The sequence below is a fragment of the Leisingera sp. G5_S3_59_S7 genome (assembly GCF_054968485.1).
On sequence record NZ_JBQKUH010000074.1, the window covers coordinates 1 to 17,270 of the forward strand.

The 17,270-nt window shown below is 63.9% G+C and carries 22 protein-coding genes; 10 read left to right on the forward strand and 12 right to left on the reverse strand.

Features of this window, described 5'->3' with window-relative positions:
• The 3 genes from ACTRWG_RS20785 to ACTRWG_RS20795 all read left to right on the forward strand — a co-directional run.
• Window positions 1-1,456 (forward strand): capsule biosynthesis protein (locus ACTRWG_RS20785; protein ID WP_462829886.1); only part of this gene is annotated, 1,456 nt, incomplete at its 5' end.
• A 15-nt stretch (window positions 1,457-1,471) separates the two neighbouring features.
• Window positions 1,472-2,305, forward strand: a complete 834-nt coding sequence (gene kdsA, locus ACTRWG_RS20790) for a 3-deoxy-8-phosphooctulonate synthase (RefSeq protein WP_027234803.1) — start codon at window positions 1,472-1,474, stop codon at window positions 2,303-2,305.
• A 22-nt stretch (window positions 2,306-2,327) separates the two neighbouring features.
• Window positions 2,328-3,824 (forward strand): phosphomannomutase/phosphoglucomutase, encoded by a 1,497-nt coding sequence (locus ACTRWG_RS20795; protein WP_027234804.1) that lies wholly within the window; start codon window positions 2,328-2,330, stop codon window positions 3,822-3,824.
• A 212-nt stretch (window positions 3,825-4,036) separates the two neighbouring features.
• Here ACTRWG_RS20795 and ACTRWG_RS20800 read toward each other — a convergent pair whose 3' ends face one another.
• Both ACTRWG_RS20800 and ACTRWG_RS20805 read right to left on the reverse strand, forming a co-directional pair.
• Window positions 4,037-5,941, reverse strand: coding sequence for an AsmA family protein (locus tag ACTRWG_RS20800; protein WP_027234805.1), 1,905 nt, complete (start codon window positions 5,939-5,941; stop codon window positions 4,037-4,039).
• Between the two features lie 128 nt (window positions 5,942-6,069).
• Window positions 6,070-7,524, reverse strand: a complete 1,455-nt coding sequence (locus ACTRWG_RS20805; RefSeq protein WP_462829887.1) for a pentapeptide repeat-containing protein — start codon at window positions 7,522-7,524, stop codon at window positions 6,070-6,072.
• A 297-nt stretch (window positions 7,525-7,821) separates the two neighbouring features.
• On the opposite strand from ACTRWG_RS20805, the gene rimO reads away from it, so the two are divergent.
• Entirely contained in the window at window positions 7,822-9,240 is a 1,419-nt protein-coding gene (gene rimO, locus ACTRWG_RS20810) for a 30S ribosomal protein S12 methylthiotransferase RimO (protein WP_462829888.1), read from the forward strand.
• On the opposite strand, the gene ACTRWG_RS20815 is transcribed toward rimO, so the two are convergent.
• Together ACTRWG_RS20815 and ACTRWG_RS20820 are read right to left on the reverse strand one after the other, a co-directional pair.
• Window positions 9,237-9,767: a hypothetical protein gene (locus ACTRWG_RS20815; protein ID WP_462829889.1), complete on the reverse strand. Its 531-nt coding sequence runs from the start codon at window positions 9,765-9,767 to the stop codon at window positions 9,237-9,239. The genes rimO and ACTRWG_RS20815 overlap by 4 nt on opposite strands.
• Window positions 9,764-10,051: a hypothetical protein gene (locus tag ACTRWG_RS20820; protein ID WP_462829890.1), complete on the reverse strand. Its 288-nt coding sequence runs from the start codon at window positions 10,049-10,051 to the stop codon at window positions 9,764-9,766. The genes ACTRWG_RS20815 and ACTRWG_RS20820 overlap by 4 nt, the downstream gene beginning before the upstream one ends.
• A gap of 413 nt (window positions 10,052-10,464) precedes the next feature.
• Between ACTRWG_RS20820 and ACTRWG_RS20825 the strand changes: the two genes are divergently transcribed.
• Window positions 10,465-10,707 carry a CDGSH iron-sulfur domain-containing protein gene (locus ACTRWG_RS20825; RefSeq protein WP_259972052.1) on the forward strand — a complete coding sequence of 81 codons (243 nt, stop codon included), beginning with the start codon at window positions 10,465-10,467 and terminating at the stop codon, window positions 10,705-10,707.
• A 76-nt stretch (window positions 10,708-10,783) separates the two neighbouring features.
• Here ACTRWG_RS20825 and ACTRWG_RS20830 read toward each other — a convergent pair whose 3' ends face one another.
• The 5 genes from ACTRWG_RS20830 to ACTRWG_RS20850 form a co-directional block, all read right to left on the reverse strand.
• Window positions 10,784-11,059 (reverse strand): DUF6455 family protein, encoded by a 276-nt coding sequence (locus ACTRWG_RS20830; RefSeq protein WP_462829891.1) that lies wholly within the window; start codon window positions 11,057-11,059, stop codon window positions 10,784-10,786.
• The gene (locus ACTRWG_RS20835) at window positions 11,059-11,316 is read right to left on the reverse strand and encodes a DUF6455 family protein (protein ID WP_462829892.1); all 258 of its coding nucleotides are present in this window, start codon (window positions 11,314-11,316) and stop codon (window positions 11,059-11,061) included. Before ACTRWG_RS20835 ends, ACTRWG_RS20830 begins: the two co-directional genes overlap by 1 nt.
• A 34-nt stretch (window positions 11,317-11,350) precedes the next feature.
• Window positions 11,351-11,614 carry a DUF6455 family protein gene (locus tag ACTRWG_RS20840; protein ID WP_027234811.1) on the reverse strand — a complete coding sequence of 88 codons (264 nt, stop codon included), beginning with the start codon at window positions 11,612-11,614 and terminating at the stop codon, window positions 11,351-11,353.
• Window positions 11,615-11,700: 86 nt separating this feature from the next.
• A complete protein-coding gene (locus ACTRWG_RS20845) occupies window positions 11,701-12,096 on the reverse strand; it encodes a YigZ family protein (protein WP_259968885.1) in 396 nt (131 codons plus the stop codon).
• A gap of 2 nt (window positions 12,097-12,098) precedes the next feature.
• Complete coding sequence (locus ACTRWG_RS20850) at window positions 12,099-12,812, reverse strand: M48 family metalloprotease (RefSeq protein ID WP_027234813.1); 714 nt, start codon at window positions 12,810-12,812, stop codon at window positions 12,099-12,101.
• Between the two features lie 150 nt (window positions 12,813-12,962).
• On the opposite strand from ACTRWG_RS20850, the gene ACTRWG_RS20855 reads away from it, so the two are divergent.
• Window positions 12,963-13,202 (forward strand): hypothetical protein, encoded by a 240-nt coding sequence (locus ACTRWG_RS20855; protein WP_027234814.1) that lies wholly within the window; start codon window positions 12,963-12,965, stop codon window positions 13,200-13,202.
• Window positions 13,203-13,205: 3 nt separating this feature from the next.
• On the opposite strand, the gene ACTRWG_RS20860 is transcribed toward ACTRWG_RS20855, so the two are convergent.
• Window positions 13,206-13,487 (reverse strand): DUF167 domain-containing protein, encoded by a 282-nt coding sequence (locus ACTRWG_RS20860; protein WP_027234815.1) that lies wholly within the window; start codon window positions 13,485-13,487, stop codon window positions 13,206-13,208.
• Window positions 13,488-13,678: 191 nt separating this feature from the next.
• On the opposite strand from ACTRWG_RS20860, the gene ACTRWG_RS20865 reads away from it, so the two are divergent.
• Both ACTRWG_RS20865 and ACTRWG_RS20870 read left to right on the forward strand, forming a co-directional pair.
• Window positions 13,679-14,257 carry a nitroreductase family protein gene (locus tag ACTRWG_RS20865; RefSeq protein WP_027234816.1) on the forward strand — a complete coding sequence of 193 codons (579 nt, stop codon included), beginning with the start codon at window positions 13,679-13,681 and terminating at the stop codon, window positions 14,255-14,257.
• Window positions 14,254-14,943, forward strand: coding sequence for an EI24 domain-containing protein (locus tag ACTRWG_RS20870; protein WP_027234817.1), 690 nt, complete (start codon window positions 14,254-14,256; stop codon window positions 14,941-14,943). Before ACTRWG_RS20865 ends, ACTRWG_RS20870 begins: the two co-directional genes overlap by 4 nt.
• Window positions 14,944-15,209: 266 nt before the next feature.
• Here ACTRWG_RS20870 and ACTRWG_RS20875 read toward each other — a convergent pair whose 3' ends face one another.
• Both ACTRWG_RS20875 and mce read right to left on the reverse strand, forming a co-directional pair.
• Window positions 15,210-15,485, reverse strand: coding sequence for a DUF1467 family protein (locus tag ACTRWG_RS20875; RefSeq protein WP_027234818.1), 276 nt, complete (start codon window positions 15,483-15,485; stop codon window positions 15,210-15,212).
• Window positions 15,486-15,541: 56 nt separating this feature from the next.
• A complete protein-coding gene (gene mce / locus ACTRWG_RS20880) occupies window positions 15,542-15,946 on the reverse strand; it encodes a methylmalonyl-CoA epimerase (RefSeq protein ID WP_008557322.1) in 405 nt (134 codons plus the stop codon).
• 175 nt (window positions 15,947-16,121) lie between these two features.
• On the opposite strand from mce, the gene ACTRWG_RS20885 reads away from it, so the two are divergent.
• Together ACTRWG_RS20885 and ACTRWG_RS20890 are read left to right on the forward strand one after the other, a co-directional pair.
• Window positions 16,122-16,841: a response regulator gene (locus ACTRWG_RS20885; RefSeq protein ID WP_027234819.1), complete on the forward strand. Its 720-nt coding sequence runs from the start codon at window positions 16,122-16,124 to the stop codon at window positions 16,839-16,841.
• 1 nt (window position 16,842) lies between these two features.
• Entirely contained in the window at window positions 16,843-16,983 is a 141-nt protein-coding gene (locus ACTRWG_RS20890; RefSeq protein ID WP_260030580.1) for a hypothetical protein, read from the forward strand.
• Window positions 16,984-17,270 lie beyond the last annotated feature (287 nt).

The window sequence follows — 17,270 nt, forward strand, 5'->3', positions numbered from 1 at the left end:
CCGCGAGGCCAGCATGGAAACCGATATCGAGGCGATCCGCCGCGAAGGGCTGACCGGCCGCCAGCTGCGCCTGGCCCGGCGCATGGCGCAAAAGCACAACCTGGACGCCACCTCCGATTTCGAGGCGGTGCGGATGCTGCGCGAGCGCGGCATCGACCCGTTCGCCCGCGCCAACCTGCTGGAGCTGGTGGTGCCCCAGAACAAGGCGCAGCCCGCAGGCGCGCCGCAGGCGCCGGGCTCTGTCCAGCTGCCGCAGACAGTGCCCGCCGCCAAGACCAACCTGCCCTCGGCCGAGCTGAGCCCGGCAGAACGGCGCAACCGCGAAATCCAGGAAATCCAGCGCGACATCGCCCGCCGCCGCCGCCGCAAGCTGTCGCTGCTGGCGGCCCGGCTCGCGTTCTTTGTGGTCCTGCCGACACTGGCCGCAGGCTTTTACTTCTATTCGGTGGCGACACCGATGTATTCGTCGAAATCCGAGTTTCTGGTGCTCAAGGCCGACAGCGCGGCCGGCGGCGTCGGCGGGCTGCTGTCGGGCACCCAGTTTGCCACCAGCCAGGATTCGATCGCGGTGCAAAGCTACCTGATGTCCAAGGAGGCCATGCTGCGGCTGGACCGCGAGGCCGGCTTCAAGGCGCATTTCACCCAGGACTGGCTGGACCCGATCCAGCGGCTGGAGAGCGCCCCCACCAACGAGGAGGCCTATGCCACCTACAGCCGCAACGTGAAGATCGGCTATGACCCGACTGAAGGCGTGGTGCGGATGGAAGTCTCCGCCGCCGACCCCGAGGCCGCGGCAGAGTTTTCGCGCAAGCTGATTTCCTATGCCCAGGAGAAGGTGAACAGCCTGTCGCAGCAGAAGCGTGCGGATCAGATGTCCGAGGCCGAGGCTGCCCTGGACGAAGCCGAAGCCCAGCGCCGCGCTGCGCAGCAGCGGCTGGTGGTGCTGCAGCAGCAGGGTTCCGTGCTGGACCCTGAGGGTGTGGTGGCGTCGCTGCGCCAGCAGATCGGCACCTTTGAAATCCAGCTTGAGGAGAAACGGCTGGAACTGGCCGCCCTGCAGGATAACGCCCGCCCCAACCGGGCCAAGGTGTCCGGTGCCGAGGCGGACATCCGGCGGCTGGAGGCGGTGATCGCCAGCCTCAACAACCGGATGGTCGATGCCTCGGCCGGCGAAAATTCGCTTGCCAACCTGCGCATCCAGATTCAGATGGCCCAGGCAGACCTCGCCACCCGCGACCTGATGCTGCAATCGGCCTTGCAGCAAGTGGAAACCACCCGGCTGGAGGCCAACCGCCAGGTCCGCTACCTGACCACCGCGGTGGAGCCGGTGCCAAGCCAGGAGCCCTCCTATCCGCGCAAGTTCGAGAATACCGTTTTGGCTTTCCTGATCTTTTCCGGTATCTACCTGATGTGTTCGCTTACCGCGTCTATCCTGCGGGAGCAGGTCTCATCGTAAAGCTATCGGAAGCTCATGAAAAAAATCGATACCGCCGGCCTCACCATCGGGAATGATTGTCCGCTGACACTTATTGCCGGCCCCTGCCAGCTGGAAACCGCAGACCACGCCAGGATGATCGCCGGGCGGCTCAAGGAAGCCTGCGACAAGGCAGGCGCCCAGTTCGTGTTCAAGGCGTCCTATGACAAGGCCAACCGCACCTCGCTCTCGGGCAAGCGCGGTCTTGGCATCGACGAGGGGCTGAAGGTGCTGGACACCATCCGCAGCGAATTCGGCGTGCCGGTGCTGACCGATGTGCACACCGAGGAACAATGCGCGGTGGCGGCTGAGGCCGTGGACATCCTGCAGATCCCGGCCTTCCTGTGCCGCCAGACCGACATGCTGCTGGCCGCAGGCAACACCGGCAAGGCGGTGAACATCAAGAAGGGCCAGTTCCTGGCGCCCTGGGACATGGCCAATGTGGTCGCCAAGGTCGAAAGCACCGGCAACGAAAACATCCTGCTGACTGAGCGCGGAACCTCCTTTGGCTACAACACGCTGGTCGCGGACATGCGCTCGCTGCCGCAGATGGCGCAGGGCGGCTACCCGGTGGTGATGGACGCCACCCATTCGGTGCAGCAGCCCGGCGGCAAGGGCGGCTCCACCGGCGGCCAGCGCGAATTCGCGCCGCTGATGGCGCGGGCGGCAGTGTCGCTGGGCATCGCTGCGGTCTTCATCGAGACCCATCAGGACCCGGACAGCGCGCCGTCGGACGGGCCGAACATGATCTACCTCGACCAGATGCCGCAGCTGATTGAAAGCCTGATGCGCTTTGATGCGCTGGCCAAGGCTGACCCCATCCGTATTTGACCCAATTAAGAGTATTTCAGACATGACCAAACCGCAGCCTGAGGTGACCCCGAACACCTGGAGCTTTCTGCGCGACGCGATGATCAAGCCGACGGGTTTCCGCGAATATGACGCCCGCTGGAAATACCCGGAGGAGATCAACCTCCCCGGCATGACCGCGCTTGGCCTGGGCCTTGGCACCCAGATGCGCAAGCGCGGCATCGCGCCGGTGATCGCCGTCGGCAACGACTACCGCGACTATTCGCTGGCCATCAAAAACGCCCTGATCCTGGGCCTGATGCAGGCCGGCATTCAGGTCAAGGACATCGGCCCGGCCCTGTCGCCGATGGCCTATTTCGCCCAGTTCCACCTGGATGTGCCCGCGGTCGCCATGGTCACCGCGTCGCACAACCCCAACGGCTGGACCGGTGTCAAGATGGGCTTTGACCGCCCGCTGACCCACGGCCCCGACGAGATGGGCGAGCTGCGCGATATCGTGCTGAACGGCGAAGGCCAGCCCGCACCCGGCGGCTCTTATGAGTTCGTGGATGGCGTGAAAGAGGCCTACCTCGACGATCTGGTGGGCGATTTCAAAATGTCCCGCCCGCTCAAGGTGGTCTGCGCCACAGGCAACGGCACAGCCTCGGCCTTTGCGCCGGAGCTGTTCGCCCGCATGGGTGTGGAAGTGGTCGAGAGCCACAACGAGCTGGACTACACCTTCCCGCATTACAACCCGAACCCGGAAGCCATGGAGATGCTGCACGACATGTCGGCATCGGTGAAGGCCTCGGGCGCCGATCTGGCACTGGGGTTTGACGGCGACGGCGACCGCTGCGGCGTGGTCGATGACGAGGGCGAGGAGATCTTTGCCGACAAGGTGGGCGTGATCATGGCCCGCGACCTCAGCAAGCTCTATCCGAACTCCACCTTTGTCGCGGATGTGAAATCCACCGGCCTGTTTGCCTCTGACCCTGAGCTGAAAAAGAACGGTGTCACCGCGGATTACTGGAAGACCGGCCACAGCCACATGAAGCGGCGGGTCAAGGAGATCGGCGCGCTGGCGGGTTTCGAGAAGTCCGGCCACTACTTCCTGGCCGAACCAGTGGGCCGCGGCTACGACTGCGGCATGCGGGTCGCGGTAGAGGTCTGCAAGATGCTGGACCGCAACCCGGACCAGTCGATGTCCGACCTGCGCAAGGCGCTGCCCAAGACCTGGTCCACCCCGACCATGTCGCCCTATTGCGCCGACACCGAGAAATACAGTGTGCTGGAGCGGCTGGTGCAGAAGCTGGTGGCCAAGCATGAGGCGGGCGAACAGCTGGCCGGCCGCGCGATCAAGGAAGTCGTCACCGTGAACGGCGCCCGGGTTATCCTCGACAACGGCTCCTGGGGGCTGGTGCGGGCGTCGTCCAACACACCGAACCTGGTGGTGGTCTGCGAAAGCTCTGAAAGCGAGGCGGAGATGCGGGCGATCTTTGCCGATATCGACGCGGTGATCCGCACCGAGCCGCTGGTGGGTGACTACGACCAGACCATCTGATGCCCTGATCAAGAGTTATTTCGCCTGCTGACGCAGGCGATCCGCGCCCGCCTTCGGCGGGCGCTTTTTCTTTTGCGGAGACGCGATCCAAGGGCAGTTTTGTCCTTTGATGCGCCAAATCAAGCGTAAGGCGCCTGCAGCCGCGTCCAGGACAGGCCGGACGTTGCCCGGGGGCCTTCGCCCCTCCTTGACCCGGCTTCCGGCTGGGGGGCTTAGTCGCCGCCCAACAGCTTCAGCAGCTGGTCGCGGGCTTCCTGCTCGATCCGTTGCTTCAGCAGGTCGTTCAGGTCCTGTTCCGGCGCGATCTCTGTATCCAGCTCCTCGCTCAGCTTCTGGCGCACCCGGTCCTTGGCCTCCTGCTCGATGCCGTCCAGCTTCGGCTGCAGTGCCTGGCTGAAATCCGGGCGGATGTCCGGATCCTCCCAGCTGCCGCGGATGCGCACCGGGATGGTCAGAACCTGATCGCCGCCCGCCCGCACCAGCTGCGGCGTGAACAGATAGTCCAGATCCCGCGCGCCCAGCCCGATCCGGCCCTTGCCACCGGCGCGGAACCCCTTGAGCAGCACCAGGAGGTCCTGGTTTCTGAGGTTGCCGCCCTCGATCGTATAGCTCGCCGTCAGCTGGTCGAACACGGTGCTGCCGCCATTGCCGCCGGACCGCATCAGCTGCTCCAGATCGAACCCGGTGAAGAACCCCTTGCCCGCTTCCAGCCGGCCCTCGCCGCTGAGCGACCGCATGATCGCGTCCACCGAACTGCCGGAGCCGAGGAACTCCAGCTCGCCCAGCGCCGTCCCGTTAAGACGGCGGTAGCCTGCGGTCTCGCCCAGGGCGCGCTCCAGCCGGACGCCGCTGAAGGACAGCTTGCCGTCCACCGAAAACCCGTCGCGGTTGTTGGCCACCAGCCGCCCCTTCACCTGGCCGCCGAACATCGAGGCCGGCAGGAGCTTCACCACCGCCCGCTTGCGCTTGACCGTCACGTTCACCTGACTTGGCCCCAGCTTGACGCTGCCTGTGTCCAGGCTGTCAAACGACAGATCCACCGTGGCATCGGCCAGCCCCAGCGCCGAGGCGTCGATCTCCTGCCGGGACCAGCCCTCTGTCGCAACACTGCGGCTGTCCGGCTTCTCCGCGCCCGTGACGGCCGCGAAATCCAGCGCCCCGCCCTGCAGCCGGGCAGTAATCTGCGGGCGCTTGGCAAATTCCACATCCGCCGCCCCGCTCAGCTTGTTCCGGCCCAGCTCAACCGCCAGGTCGCGCATCGACAGACGCCCGTCGGCGGTATAGGTCACATCGGCGCCGAACACTACCTTCTGCGCCAGCGCGTCCGGCAGGAATACCCCCAGCGCCCCCCCGGTCTGCACGGCATTCTCGGCGCCGAAGGTCAGCCGCCCGCTGGCCTCGCCATTGATATCGGCATGGCCGTCAAACCGCCCCTTGCCGCCGGGCGCCGTCACCGTGGCGCCGACAGAGGAGACCTCGCCGGCCAGAAACGCCGCAAAGGTGCCGATTTCCGCGTCGATCTCCACCGGCTCGCCCGCCGGGCGCAGGGTCGCCTTGGCATTGACGGTGCCGTCAGGCTCCGGCCACAGCAGGCTGAGATCGGCATTCCTCATCTCGACCGGCCTTTCCCCATGCGCCGTATAGCGCAGGGAGGCGCCCGTCAGCTCCACCGCCTCGATCCGCAGCGGCGTCCCGGAACCCTCGCCTGACCCGGTGCTGCCTGCCGCCGCGCCGCTGCCAAAGACCCAGTTGCCGATGCCGTCCGCGTTGGTGGCCAGGTTCAGATGCGGCAGGATGGCAGAGATCTCAGTGACCCGCACGTTGCCCTGCAGCAGATCCGCCGCCGCCACGCCGATGGTCACCCGCTCCGCCCGCAGCATCGGCTCCGGCCCGGCCCAGTCCGCATTGGACAGCGTCACCGCATCCGCCTTGACCCCCAGCACCGGCCAGAAGGTAAAGCTCACCTTGCCGCCAAGCCCCAGCTGCCGCCCGGTCTGCGCCTCCAGCTGATCGGCGGCCAGCCGCGCGACCTTCTCGCCCGGCAGCAGCAGCACCAGCCCCGCCACCACCGCAACCGTCAGCACCAGCGCCATCACAACCCGGATTATCAGCTTCATCGGCCCACTCCTCATGCCTTGTCCCCCTGTTCCCCGAGGGTCTTTCCCCCAGCTTACCCGGTGGGGAGAGGGGTGCAATGCAGGAAGCCGCTTCCCGCATCACGGCTTCGCGCGTTTAAGACGAGGGATTACCGCAACCGGAACCGCTGCCGCAGGCCAAGGCCGAGGAAGAACAACAGCGGCAGGCTGGCGACGGTCTGGAGGCCTGCGAGGGTTTTCAGCACCGCGGGCAGCCTCATCATGAACTCTGCGCCGAAATAGACCCGTCCGAACCCGAACAGCGGAAACAGGTTGGAAAAGCTCAGCGCCATGGCCGATCCCATCGGGCGCTCGATCACGGTATCGGGTGCTGGCACGCAGCAGCCGGAAAGATAGCCCCAGAAGGCGGCAAAGCCCAAGGCCCAGACGCCTAAGAGCCACAGAGTTGGCCGCAGGATGGAGTAGCCGTATTCAGAGAACAGGCCGAACAGCAGATAAGGCAGCCGCTGCCAGAGAGAGCCGATTTTCCCGGCAAAATGCATCTCCCGGCGGAAGAAGAAGTGTTCGTCTTCGGGGAGGCCTTGCTTGGCGAGGATGTGGCGGATGGTTGAACAAGTTTCACAAACGCTTTCCGGGTCTTGTTGCGTATGATCAGGCCAGTATAAGGCTCCCTTCAGACTGCTACTTGACTTCACTTCGGATTCGGTTGGCGTTCGGCGGGCTGTAAATGTAGTCTTGTCGTGAAGGATCGCCCCCGAAAAGTCTGGATAAGCGTTCCAGAATACTGCTTGGTGAAACGAGGTGGGATGTTGGAACTGGCAATCCCTGAAGCTTGGCGAATTCGGCTGACTACTTGAAGGCCTTCCAAAACTGACCCCCGAAAACTTAACGCGCCCGCTGAAGTTTGCAGCATTGAAGTTGGAGCTCCCTTCAAAGACTGCATCAAGGAAATTCACCTCATCTACAAATTTTCCCTTGCGGAAGTCTGCATCGCCACCGAATGTAGATTTAAAAGTCACTTGGCCTTTAAAACGTGAATATTCAAAAGTCACCTCCCTTTTGAAAAAGCATGAAAAATTTGAATCTGATCCGAATTCAGCCCCAAAAAAGGATACCTTCCCTTCAAACTCCACCTTACTCGCAGAGCAAACCTCTTCAAAACTTGAGAACTCAGCAAAAAAATTCTTCCCGAACCGCACGTTAGAGAGATGTAATCCTCTTGGAAATATTCGACCACTAAGGTTCACCTCTTCTTCTACGTATATCTTTGCCAAACGAACTGGATGATTTGGATTGGGTAACTCCGGAATATCGCTCTTTGCAACATTTCTTCTCGCAAATTCACTCTTAAACGTTGCAGTGATTTTTTGTTGCAATGCGTGCAAATTTTCCACATCTAAGGCACTGGCCATCCCTTTTTCTACAAGTGCATTCCGCTCGCCGACGGTTAAAGCTTGACCGGCCCAAGCGTTCCACACTAGACGATTACGCTCATGATCATCCCCATATAGCGTCATCAGCACATACCAGGGGTTCTCATTGGCGGGCTTCAACTTGGGCTGCGGGGCGGCTGGGGCCTCCGGTGCTTCAATCTCGTCACGCATCAATCGCTCTCGTCATGCAAATCACCTTTGCCGCAGGCTACGGGCTTTGGCGCTCTGGCTTCAACACCTAACGGAGGGCAGCCCCCGGCCTCGGGTGGGGGTGAAGCCCCCTCCCGTTTTGCTGGAGGCAAACCTCCCGTTTGACAGGGAGGTCGGGGGCTGCCCGGCCTATCGTCCGGGCAAGGGGAAAATGCAGCCCCTGGTGCACAGGGGGTGCACAGGGGGTGTACAGGGGGTGCACGCCTGGCACCCTCCGTTTTCCTTGCCTCCTGCCGCATTCCTGATATATGCGCGCGGATGACCAGTACCCCGTCCAGCAACCCGCCCAGCCTCCGCCCCGACCTTGCCCCGGAACCGCAGTTCCGCGAGGCGCCCCGTGACGGCCAGCCGACCCTCGGCATGGTCTCGCTCGGCTGCCCCAAGGCGCTGGTCGACAGCGAGCGCATCCTGACCCGGCTGCGCGCCGAAGGGTATGGCATCTCGCCCGACTACGCGGGCGCGGACGCGGTGATCGTCAACACCTGCGGCTTCCTCGACAGCGCCAAGGCCGAAAGCCTGGAGGCGATTGGCGAAGCGCTGAAGGAAAACGGCAAGGTGATCGTGACCGGCTGCCTGGGCGCCGAGCCGGACTACATCCGCGAGCATCACCCGCGGATCCACGCGGTGACCGGCCCGCACCAGTATGAGCAGGTGCTGGACGCGGTGCATTCCGCGGTGCCGCCCTCCCCGAACCCTTACGTGGACCTGCTGCCTGCGGCGGGCGTGAAACTGACCCCGCGGCACTTCAGCTATCTGAAGATTTCCGAGGGCTGCAACCACAAGTGCAAGTTCTGCATCATCCCGGACATGCGCGGCAAACTGGCCTCACGCCCCGTCCACGCAGTGCTGCGCGAGGCGGAGAAGCTGGTGGAGGCCGGGGTGCGCGAGCTCCTGGTGATCAGCCAGGACACCTCCGCCTATGGCCTCGACCGCAAGTACTCAAGCCATCCGTGGAAAGGCGGGGAAGTGCGCAGCCATATCCAGGACCTCTCCCGCGAGCTGGGCAAGCTGGCCCCGGCGGAGGACCTGTGGGTGCGGCTGCACTATGTCTACCCCTACCCGCATGTGCGCGAGCTGATCCCGCTGATGGCGGATCCGGACAATGCGCTGCTGCCCTATCTGGACATCCCCTTCCAGCACGCCCACCCGGACGTGCTGCGCCGCATGGCCCGGCCCGCGGCGGCGGCCAAGACGCTGGACGAGATCCGCGCCTGGCGCGCGACCTGCCCGGACATCACCCTGCGCTCCACCTTCATCGTCGGCTTCCCCGGCGAGACGGAGGCCGAGTTCCAGCACCTGCTCGACTGGATGGACGAGGCGCAGCTGGATAGAGTGGGTTGTTTTAAATACGAAAACGTCGACGGCGCGCGGTCGAACGATCTGCCGGACCACGTGCCGGAAGAGGTCAAGCAGGAGCGTTGGGAGCGGTTCATGGAGAAGGCGCAGGCGATCTCTGAGGCCAAGCTGGCGGCCAAGGTCGGCCAGACCCTGCAAGTTATCGTGGACGACATCGACGAGGACGGCATCGCCACCTGCCGCACCAAGGCCGACGCGCCGGAGATCGACGGCAACCTGTTCATTGACGAGGGAACGGACGGATTGCAGGCCGGTGATCTGGTTACGGTCGAGGTGGACGAGGCCGGGGAATATGATCTCTGGGGCGAATTAGGTACTTAGATTGCCGCCAAGCTTCTAAATAAACCCAATACTGTCGTCAGCGTGGCTTTGGTTTGCTCTCCCGCTTCAACAGATTCGCTATCCTCAATTAGTTTCGCCAGAGTTTCAGCATATTTTTGCTCGGCAGTTTTAAGCTTCTGTTCCGCAAGGAATAGATCCATAGAAGCTCTTTCAATGCGCACCGCGCGAGAAGCAAAAAAGAATAATAGCCCCGCCAGGATTGCCATGGGGGTTGAAATCCAAAGAACGACCTGAAGAGTTTGACTAACTCCAAAAGCAACATCGTCCACTGATGCTAGAGCACTCGTAACTGAAAACGCACACGCAGAAACAAACATCAAAATAGCGTTCACGTCGAGCGAAGCTTTTCTATTTCGTTTTCTCTGCAAGTTTTCAGAACTTAAGAAGACATCAGCTTCCAACTTTTCGATCAACTCCTTCCCTATCTCCTCAATATGAGCGAGGGTTACATCATTGGAAGTCAACGAAATCTTGCCAAGTTGGTCAATTGATGTTTTCGCACTCACGAGTCGTCATCCATTTTCTTCGCAACTTCAATTGCCTTCTTATAGGCTTTGGGACCGTACAGCATTCCAATACCAGTAATAAGCAAAAATATTGGGGAAAGTTCGCTTGGAAGCGTCAAAGGCAAAACCTCAGGAGCGACCCATTCCATTGCCCCGATAGGAATCATCAAAATTCCACCACCGACAGTCGCCCAATCTCTAATCGCATCAATAGTTTTTCCCCTCGACACCGCAGAAAGCTTTCGGTCATACTCGGCTTTAATGAGGTCGTCCTTAGTAGCCAAAACTATCCTGCAAGTTTCAAAGATTGCCTAATTGACGACCATATGATGATTTTCATTGAACGCAAGCCAAATCCATCGCCTGCCTAGTGCAATCCTTCCAGCTTCACAGCCAAGGCCAAGACCACACCGGATCAGCCTGTTTTCATGGTGGAGCGGACGAGGTCTTGGCACCGTTTAAAACAGGTAATCCACGTTCCGCGGCACGCAAGCTGCCAAATGAATGCTCAGTCATCCAAGCTTCTCTGCAGCGGCCTCCACTCCAGATGAACTATGACACGAACCGCTTCGGAAAAACGTGATCACTAAAGTCTTGCGACAACGGGCGTTTAGTTCAATGGAAGACTTTGTCCAATGATGCCACTGTGCCAAGCTGACGTGACATGCTTACAACCAGCCAGGGAGAGCGCCCAGCCATGACAGACACTCCGGACATCGCCCAGAAAGCCCCCTTCCCCGTCGAGGTGACCGAGGGAAAGACCTATTTCTGGTGCGCCTGCGGCAAGTCCTCGCGGCAGCCGTTCTGCGATGGCTCGCACAAGGATACGGCGTTCGAGCCGGTGAAATACAAGGCGGAAAAGGACGGCAAGGTGTTCTTCTGCGGCTGCAAGCATTCGGGGAAGAAGCCGCTGTGCGACGGCACGCATTCAAAGCTCTAGCCAGCCAAGCTGCACCGGGCTGAACTGGAGCAGAAAGCCCCGCAAGCCGGGCTTGCGGGGCGGGTCTGTTACGGGGTCAGGGCATCAGCCGCTTGAACAGGTCTGCACTGGGGCAGAAGTCCGGCACCGCGGGCGTGTCATCGCGGCGCGACGAGATCCACAGGGCGCAGGACTTGCTGCAGCCCGCGCCGCGGCAGGAGGTCACCATCCGCGCGTAGTCCAGCCCGTTCAGACGCCCGGCCTTCATTTCCCGGTCCAGGTCGATGCCCGCCGCCTCTGCCACCGCGCGCAGCAGCCACAGGTGGCGGAAGATATTGCCAAGGCCCTCGGCCTCCGCTGCCATGTCCTTCATCAGGCGCGGCCCTTCAGCTGAACCAGCGCATCCGCGTTGCGGCAGCCGGGCATCGGCGCATCCGCGCGCTCATGGGCGGTCAGGAAGGCCTCGCACTGATCCGGCACCGCGCAGCCGCGGCAGCGGGTGATCATGGCGGCCCAGTCTTCGTGGCTCAGCTTGCCGGCGGCAAAGGCGCCGCTCAGATCGGCGCCCGTGGCCTGGCCCATCCGGGCCATCAGCCGCAGGTGGTAAAGGGGATCCCCCAATGGCTGCATATCTTGAACTCCTATTGGGTTCCGGGCGGACGCGTCAGGCCTGCTGCTCGTTCAAATACCCGAGCAGATCGCGGTTGCGGCAGAAATCCGGGGCTTCTGCCCCGGGGCGCAGGCCGTCGGCCAGCCACTTGCGGCAGGCGCCGACACCGCCGCAGCGGGTGCAGCGCAGCACCGCCTCGGCAATCTCGTCAAACCGCAGGGTGCCGGCCACGGCCTCTTCTTCCAGATCCAGGCCGACGGTGGCGGCCATCCGGTCAAACAGCTCGGCGTGCTTTTTCAGGTCGGCTTGGGTGGTCATCGCGCTCTCCCGGAATCATTTATTCCGGGTGCAGCTTAGCGGCGTGCGGACGGGGCGAATTTGACTCAGGTCAAACGGGATAGAATTTACAAGGATTTCGCGCCAAGGTGGTCGAAATACGCACGCACCGCATCCTGCACCCGGCGGAAACGGTCGCCGCCCAGCTTCTTGCCGCCGTACCAGCGGGTGACGATGATCACATGGTCCCTGAGGCCCTCGCGCTCCATCATCCGCAGGATCACCATGCCCGCGCCGGATTCGCCGTCATCGGCCTTAAGCCCGCCCGTGGGCAGCACCGCTGCCCAGGTGTTGTGGGTCGCCTTGGCATAGGCGCGGTCTGTTTTCAGCTCCGCCAGCACCGCGTCGATGTCCTGGCGCGAGGCGGCCGGCGCGCCGGTCACCGCATAGCGCGAGCCGCGGTCGGTCAGGACCACGCCAAGCCGCGTCAGCGCAGGCGCGGCCTGGTCCCTGCCGTCCGCCATGCTCAGTTCAGCCCGTAGCGGTCGATGGTCGCCTGCACCACCCGCACCCGGTCGGGGTTGGCCGGGTGGGAGCCCAGGAAACGGTCGCCCGGATCCGGCAGGCGGTTGAAGAAGCGCACGCCGATGCTGGGCCGGTAGCCGGCTTTATGGGTGATGATGGTGCCCAGCTCATCCGCCTCCAGCTCAAAATCCTTGGAATAGGTGCGCGCCCCGACGAAGCCGCCGATATCCTGCGCCGTCGACACGCTGGACGATCCGCCCCCTGCCAGCGCGGTGATCAGCCCGGCACCGGCGCTGACCAGCGCGGAGTTCTGCGCCTGCCGCGCCAGGTGGCCGCGGATGTGGTGGGCGGCCTCATGCGACATGACAAACGCCAGCTCGTCATGGTTGGCGATCTGCCCCAGCATCCGCTGGGTGAAGGTGATCACCGGGCGCCCCGAGCGGTCGAGGCTCTGGTAGGCGTTGGGTGCTGCGTTCGGGTTGGGGTCAATGCGGATCAGGAAATCGCAGTTCAGCCCCTGGGTGCGGCTGCGGCACTCGCGCTCGGCCACCGGCTCGACCCGGCGGGACACGGTGGCAAAGGCGCTGCGCGCCTCGCCGGGGGCCATCCCCTGCACCCGCGGCGCCTGGACAACCGGCGCGGACTGCGAGGCGGGCTCAATCGCCACATTACAGGCGCTGACAGCAAGGGCAAACAGACACAGAAAACGGCGCATGGCAGATCCTTTTGCAATTTGGCGCCAACATACCGCGCAAGCCCGGGGGATAGCAATTGCGGCAGCGGCGGAAGATTGCCGTTAGATCTGTATGATACCTCGTGTTTGCAAGGTCTTGCCAGCAGCCGGGCCGCGGTGCAGGCTGGTGGCATGTTTACAATCGAACATGAATTCGACTCGACGGTCATCACCCTGGTGGATGAGGGCGGCGCCCCCCTCACCGAGGATGTGACCATCAATTCCTTTGAAGAATGCGTCACGGTCGAGCAATACGATCCGCGCACCGACAGCGTGCAGAAAATCACCCTGTCGCATCTTCAGGTGCGCGACCTGGCCGCGGCGCTGGACCTGCCCGAAGGGGTTTACCGGCTGGTGCCCGGCGACGACTAGGCGTCAGTCCGCCCCCTGATAGACAAACAGCTTGTCGCGCGCGGCTGCGCCGCGGCGCAGCTCCAGGCGGGAGGCCGCCGTTCCCATGGCCGCGGCCAGCAGCCGGCGGATGGCGTCATTGGCTTTGCCGTTCTCAGGCGCCGCGGTGACAGAGATTTTCAGGACGCCCTCCGCCGCCACAATCGCATTGCGCGCCGCCTTCGGCGTGGCCCGCACGGCAATTTCCGTGCCCGGCACGCACAGATGGCTCAGATCCGGCAGGTCTTTCTTCTTCGGCTTTCCCATGCCGCCACTGTTGCCCTGCCGCGGCGCCAAAGGCCATAGACTTTGCCGGCCCAGCGCGGCTATCACCCCGGCAGCGGAACCCGGCCCTGCTGCCCGCGCACCACAGATCCCGCGCGCAAGGCCCGTTGGCCCTTGAAAAAACTTCCCTGCCTGCCGAGATAGGCAGCACCAGATGTAAAAAGGTTTCACATATGCCTGCACGCAATGACGCTGCTCTTGAATTCCTGCTGTCGCGCCGCTCGCGCCCTGCCAAGACGCTGGTGGCCCCGGCCCCCGCGCGCGAGGAGCTGCGGGAGATCCTGACCGCAGCCGCCCGCACGCCGGATCATGGCAAGCTGGAACCCTGGCGCTTCATCGTGGTGGAACAGCCCGCCATGGCCCGGCTGGCCGCCCTGTGCGAGGAAACCGGCACCCGCCTGGGCAAAAGCCCCGAGGACATCGCCAAGGCCCGCAGCCAGTTCGATCTGGGCCAGCTCGCCGTGGCCGTGGTCGAGGTGCAGACCCCAAGCCCCAAGGTGCCCGCCATCGAGCAGAGCTACTCCGCCGGCGCGGTATGCCTGTCGCTGCTCAATGCCGCGCTGGCGGCCGGCTGGGGCGCCAACTGGCTCAGCGGCTGGGCCAGCCATGACCGCGGCTTTTGCGAGGCCGCCTTTGGCCTGGCGGAGAATGAGCGCATCGCAGGCCTCATCCACATCGCCACCGAAAGCACCGCCCCGCCCGAGCGCCCGCGCCCGGACCTTGACGCAATCACCACCTGGATGAGCGCATGATCTTCACCGCCTTTTTCAAAACCCTCGGCCAGACCGGCGACCCGCGCTTCCGCAAGGTGCTGTTCCTGGGCCTGGGCCTGACCGTTGCCCTGCTGATCGCGGCCTACGCGGGCTTTCTGGTGCTGATCCAATGGCTGGTCGGCCCCGAGGCGACGGTGCCGCTGCTGGGAGAGGTCACCTGGCTTGACGACCTTCTGTCCATCGGCTCGCTGCTCCTCATGCTGCTGCTGTCGGTCTTCCTGATGGTGCCGGTGGCCTCGGCCATCACCTCGATGTTCCTGGACGAGGTGGCACAGGCGGTGGAGGACAGGCACTACCCCGCCCTGCCGCCAGCCCCCAGGGTGCCGTTCTGGGACGCGGTCAGGGACACGGTGAATTTCCTCGGCCTGCTGATCGCGGCCAATATCATGGCGCTGTTCCTTTATGTGCTGTTTCCGCCTGCGGCGCTGTTCATCTTCTGGGGGCTGAACGGCTTCCTGCTGGGGCGTGAATATTTCACCCTTGCCGCGGCGCGCCGTGTCGGCACGGCGGAGGCCAAGAAGCTGCGCCGCCGCCACGCAGGCACCATCTGGGCCGCCGGCACGCTGATGGCGATGCCGCTGTCGGTGCCGCTGCTGAACCTGGTGGTCCCGATCCTTGGCGCCGCCACCTTCACCCACCTCTACCACGCGCTGGCCCGCAAATAGGACAGTCCGCGCGGCTCAGCCGCGACGCTGCGGAGGGCGGAGTACACTGAAGATCGCGCCTTGAGGGGCAGACCTGCCCCGCAAGCACTTCTTCGCAAGCTTCTTCTGATTTCAGGTTTACGATACAGCCTGCTCCAGCCCGACGGGCTGGCCGCACCCGCGCCGCGCGCCAGCGCGGCGCCACGCCCAACCGGTCCTGAGGCATTTCAATGCCTCCAGACCGGGCGGGAGCGCTGCCTTGCTTCGAAAAACCAAGGCCCGCGGGATTACCCTTGCTCGGGCAGCATCCCCATCCAGTCGAAATCCCGCACCGTGATCGCGCCGGAAAAGATGATCCCGGCCACAATGGCCCAGATCAGCGCGGCCACCCCGGTGGTAATCCAGGCCTTCTGCTTCAGGAAATGCTTCTCCGGCGCGCCCGCATGGGTGCCCGGCACCACCTCGCCCCTGTCGCCCTGGGTCTGCAGCCGGATCGGAATGATCACCAGGAAGGTCAGAAACCAGATCACTGCGTACAGAACGATCGCTGATGTAACACCCATGGCGCCGGCCTTTCGTAGTTGCCCCGCCCCGCAGCCGGGGCAGGACGCTCATAGCCTCAAACTTCCTCGAGTTCCACCAGGCAGCCGTTGAAATCCTTGGGATGCAGGAACAGCACCGGCTTGCCATGGGCGCCGATCTTCGGCTCGCCGGTGCCCAGCACCCGCGCACCCTGCGCCTTCAGGTGGTCGCGCGCCGCCAGGATGTCCTCGACCTCATAGCAGACATGGTGGATGCCGCCCGCCGGATTTTTCTCCAGAAAGCCGTTGATAGGGGAGTTTTCGCCCAGCGGGTACAACAGCTCGATCTTGGTGTTGGGCAGTTCGATGAACACCACGGTCACCCCGTGATCCGGCTCATCCTGCGGCTCTCCCACCTTGGCGCCCAGCGCGTTGCGGTACTGGGCCGAGGCTGCCTCCAGGTCGGGGACAGCAATGGCAACATGGTTCAGACGGCCAATCATCCGTTTGTGCTCCTCTCACAAATAATCCTGGTTTCCGGTTATGCGGCGGATGCTGCGCCGCGGCAAGTGCGCCATTGCGCACGGGGGGCTGCGGATGCGGCAGCGCACGCGCCGTTAACCGGGTGTTAGCCTAGAGTTCCTAGCGTCGGTCCATATCCCGCAAGGAGGATACGTTATGGACGATTCGGAACTGTTTGCTGCCGCTCAACGCCTGCCCACCACCCGGCGCCCGCTGCTGGGGCTGACCATTCTGGTTGTCGAGGACAGCCGCTTCGCCTGCGAGGCGCTGCGGCTCCTTTGCCTGCGCAGCGGTGCCCGCATCCGCCGCGCCGATTGCCTGAAATCCGCCCGCCGCCATTTGCAGGTCTACCGCCCCTCGGTGCTGATTGCCGATGTCGGGCTGCCGGACGGCTCCGGCCTCGACCTGATCCGCGAACTGGCTGAGGCCAGCCCGCGCCCCGGCGTGATCCTGGCCACCTCCGGCGATCCGGCGCTGGAAGAGGCCGCGCTGGAGGCCGGCGCCGCCGGTTTCCTGGAAAAGCCGATCACCTCGCTGGCCGCCTTCCAGCAAAAGATTCTCGCCAACCTGCCCGCCGACCGCCAGCTGTCCGGCCCCCGCGCCATGGATGACGAAACGGTGGAGCCGGACTTCCTCGCCTACCGCGACGACATGGCCCATGCCGCCGACGTGCTCAGCATGTCGCAGGAGGAGAAAACCCTGGCCTATCTGGCGCAATTCCTGGGCGGCGTCGCCCGCAGCGCCGGCGACGGGCCGCTTGCGGCTGCGGCCGACCGCCTCGACAGCGCCCGCCTCAAGGGGGAGCCGCTCACCCAGGATGCCGCAACTTTGGCCGGCCTGGTGCAGGAACGGCTCGAACGCCGCGCGGCGATCTGACATGGCAGAAGCGTTCCTCATCGCCCTCGCCACGCTTGTCATCGTGCTCTACGGCCAGACCCGGCTGGAAGCCCGCGCGATCCGCCGCAACCGCGGCACCACGGACAGCCGCCCGCTGGTCCTCAGTCCGCGGAACCGCTGAGGCGGGATCCGCCCTGCAGGCGGAACCGCCGCAGCTGCTGCAGCCCGGCATTTGCCGGACCGGGCGGAACCGCCCGCAGCCGCTTTCCCCGCCAAAGGTCCAGGCTTCAGCAGCCTCGCAGCCCGCCCGCCGCTGCCCCAGCGGTGCCTCCACCCGTTTCCCCACCAGGGCTACCCCCCCCGGTTCCCCAAGCAGGGCGGCCAGCCGGATTTAAATCTGTGGCTGCCGCCGCTGGTGCGGTAAAAGCCGCCGCGCGCTTTCCTTGCCTGGCATCTGCCACCGCCCCC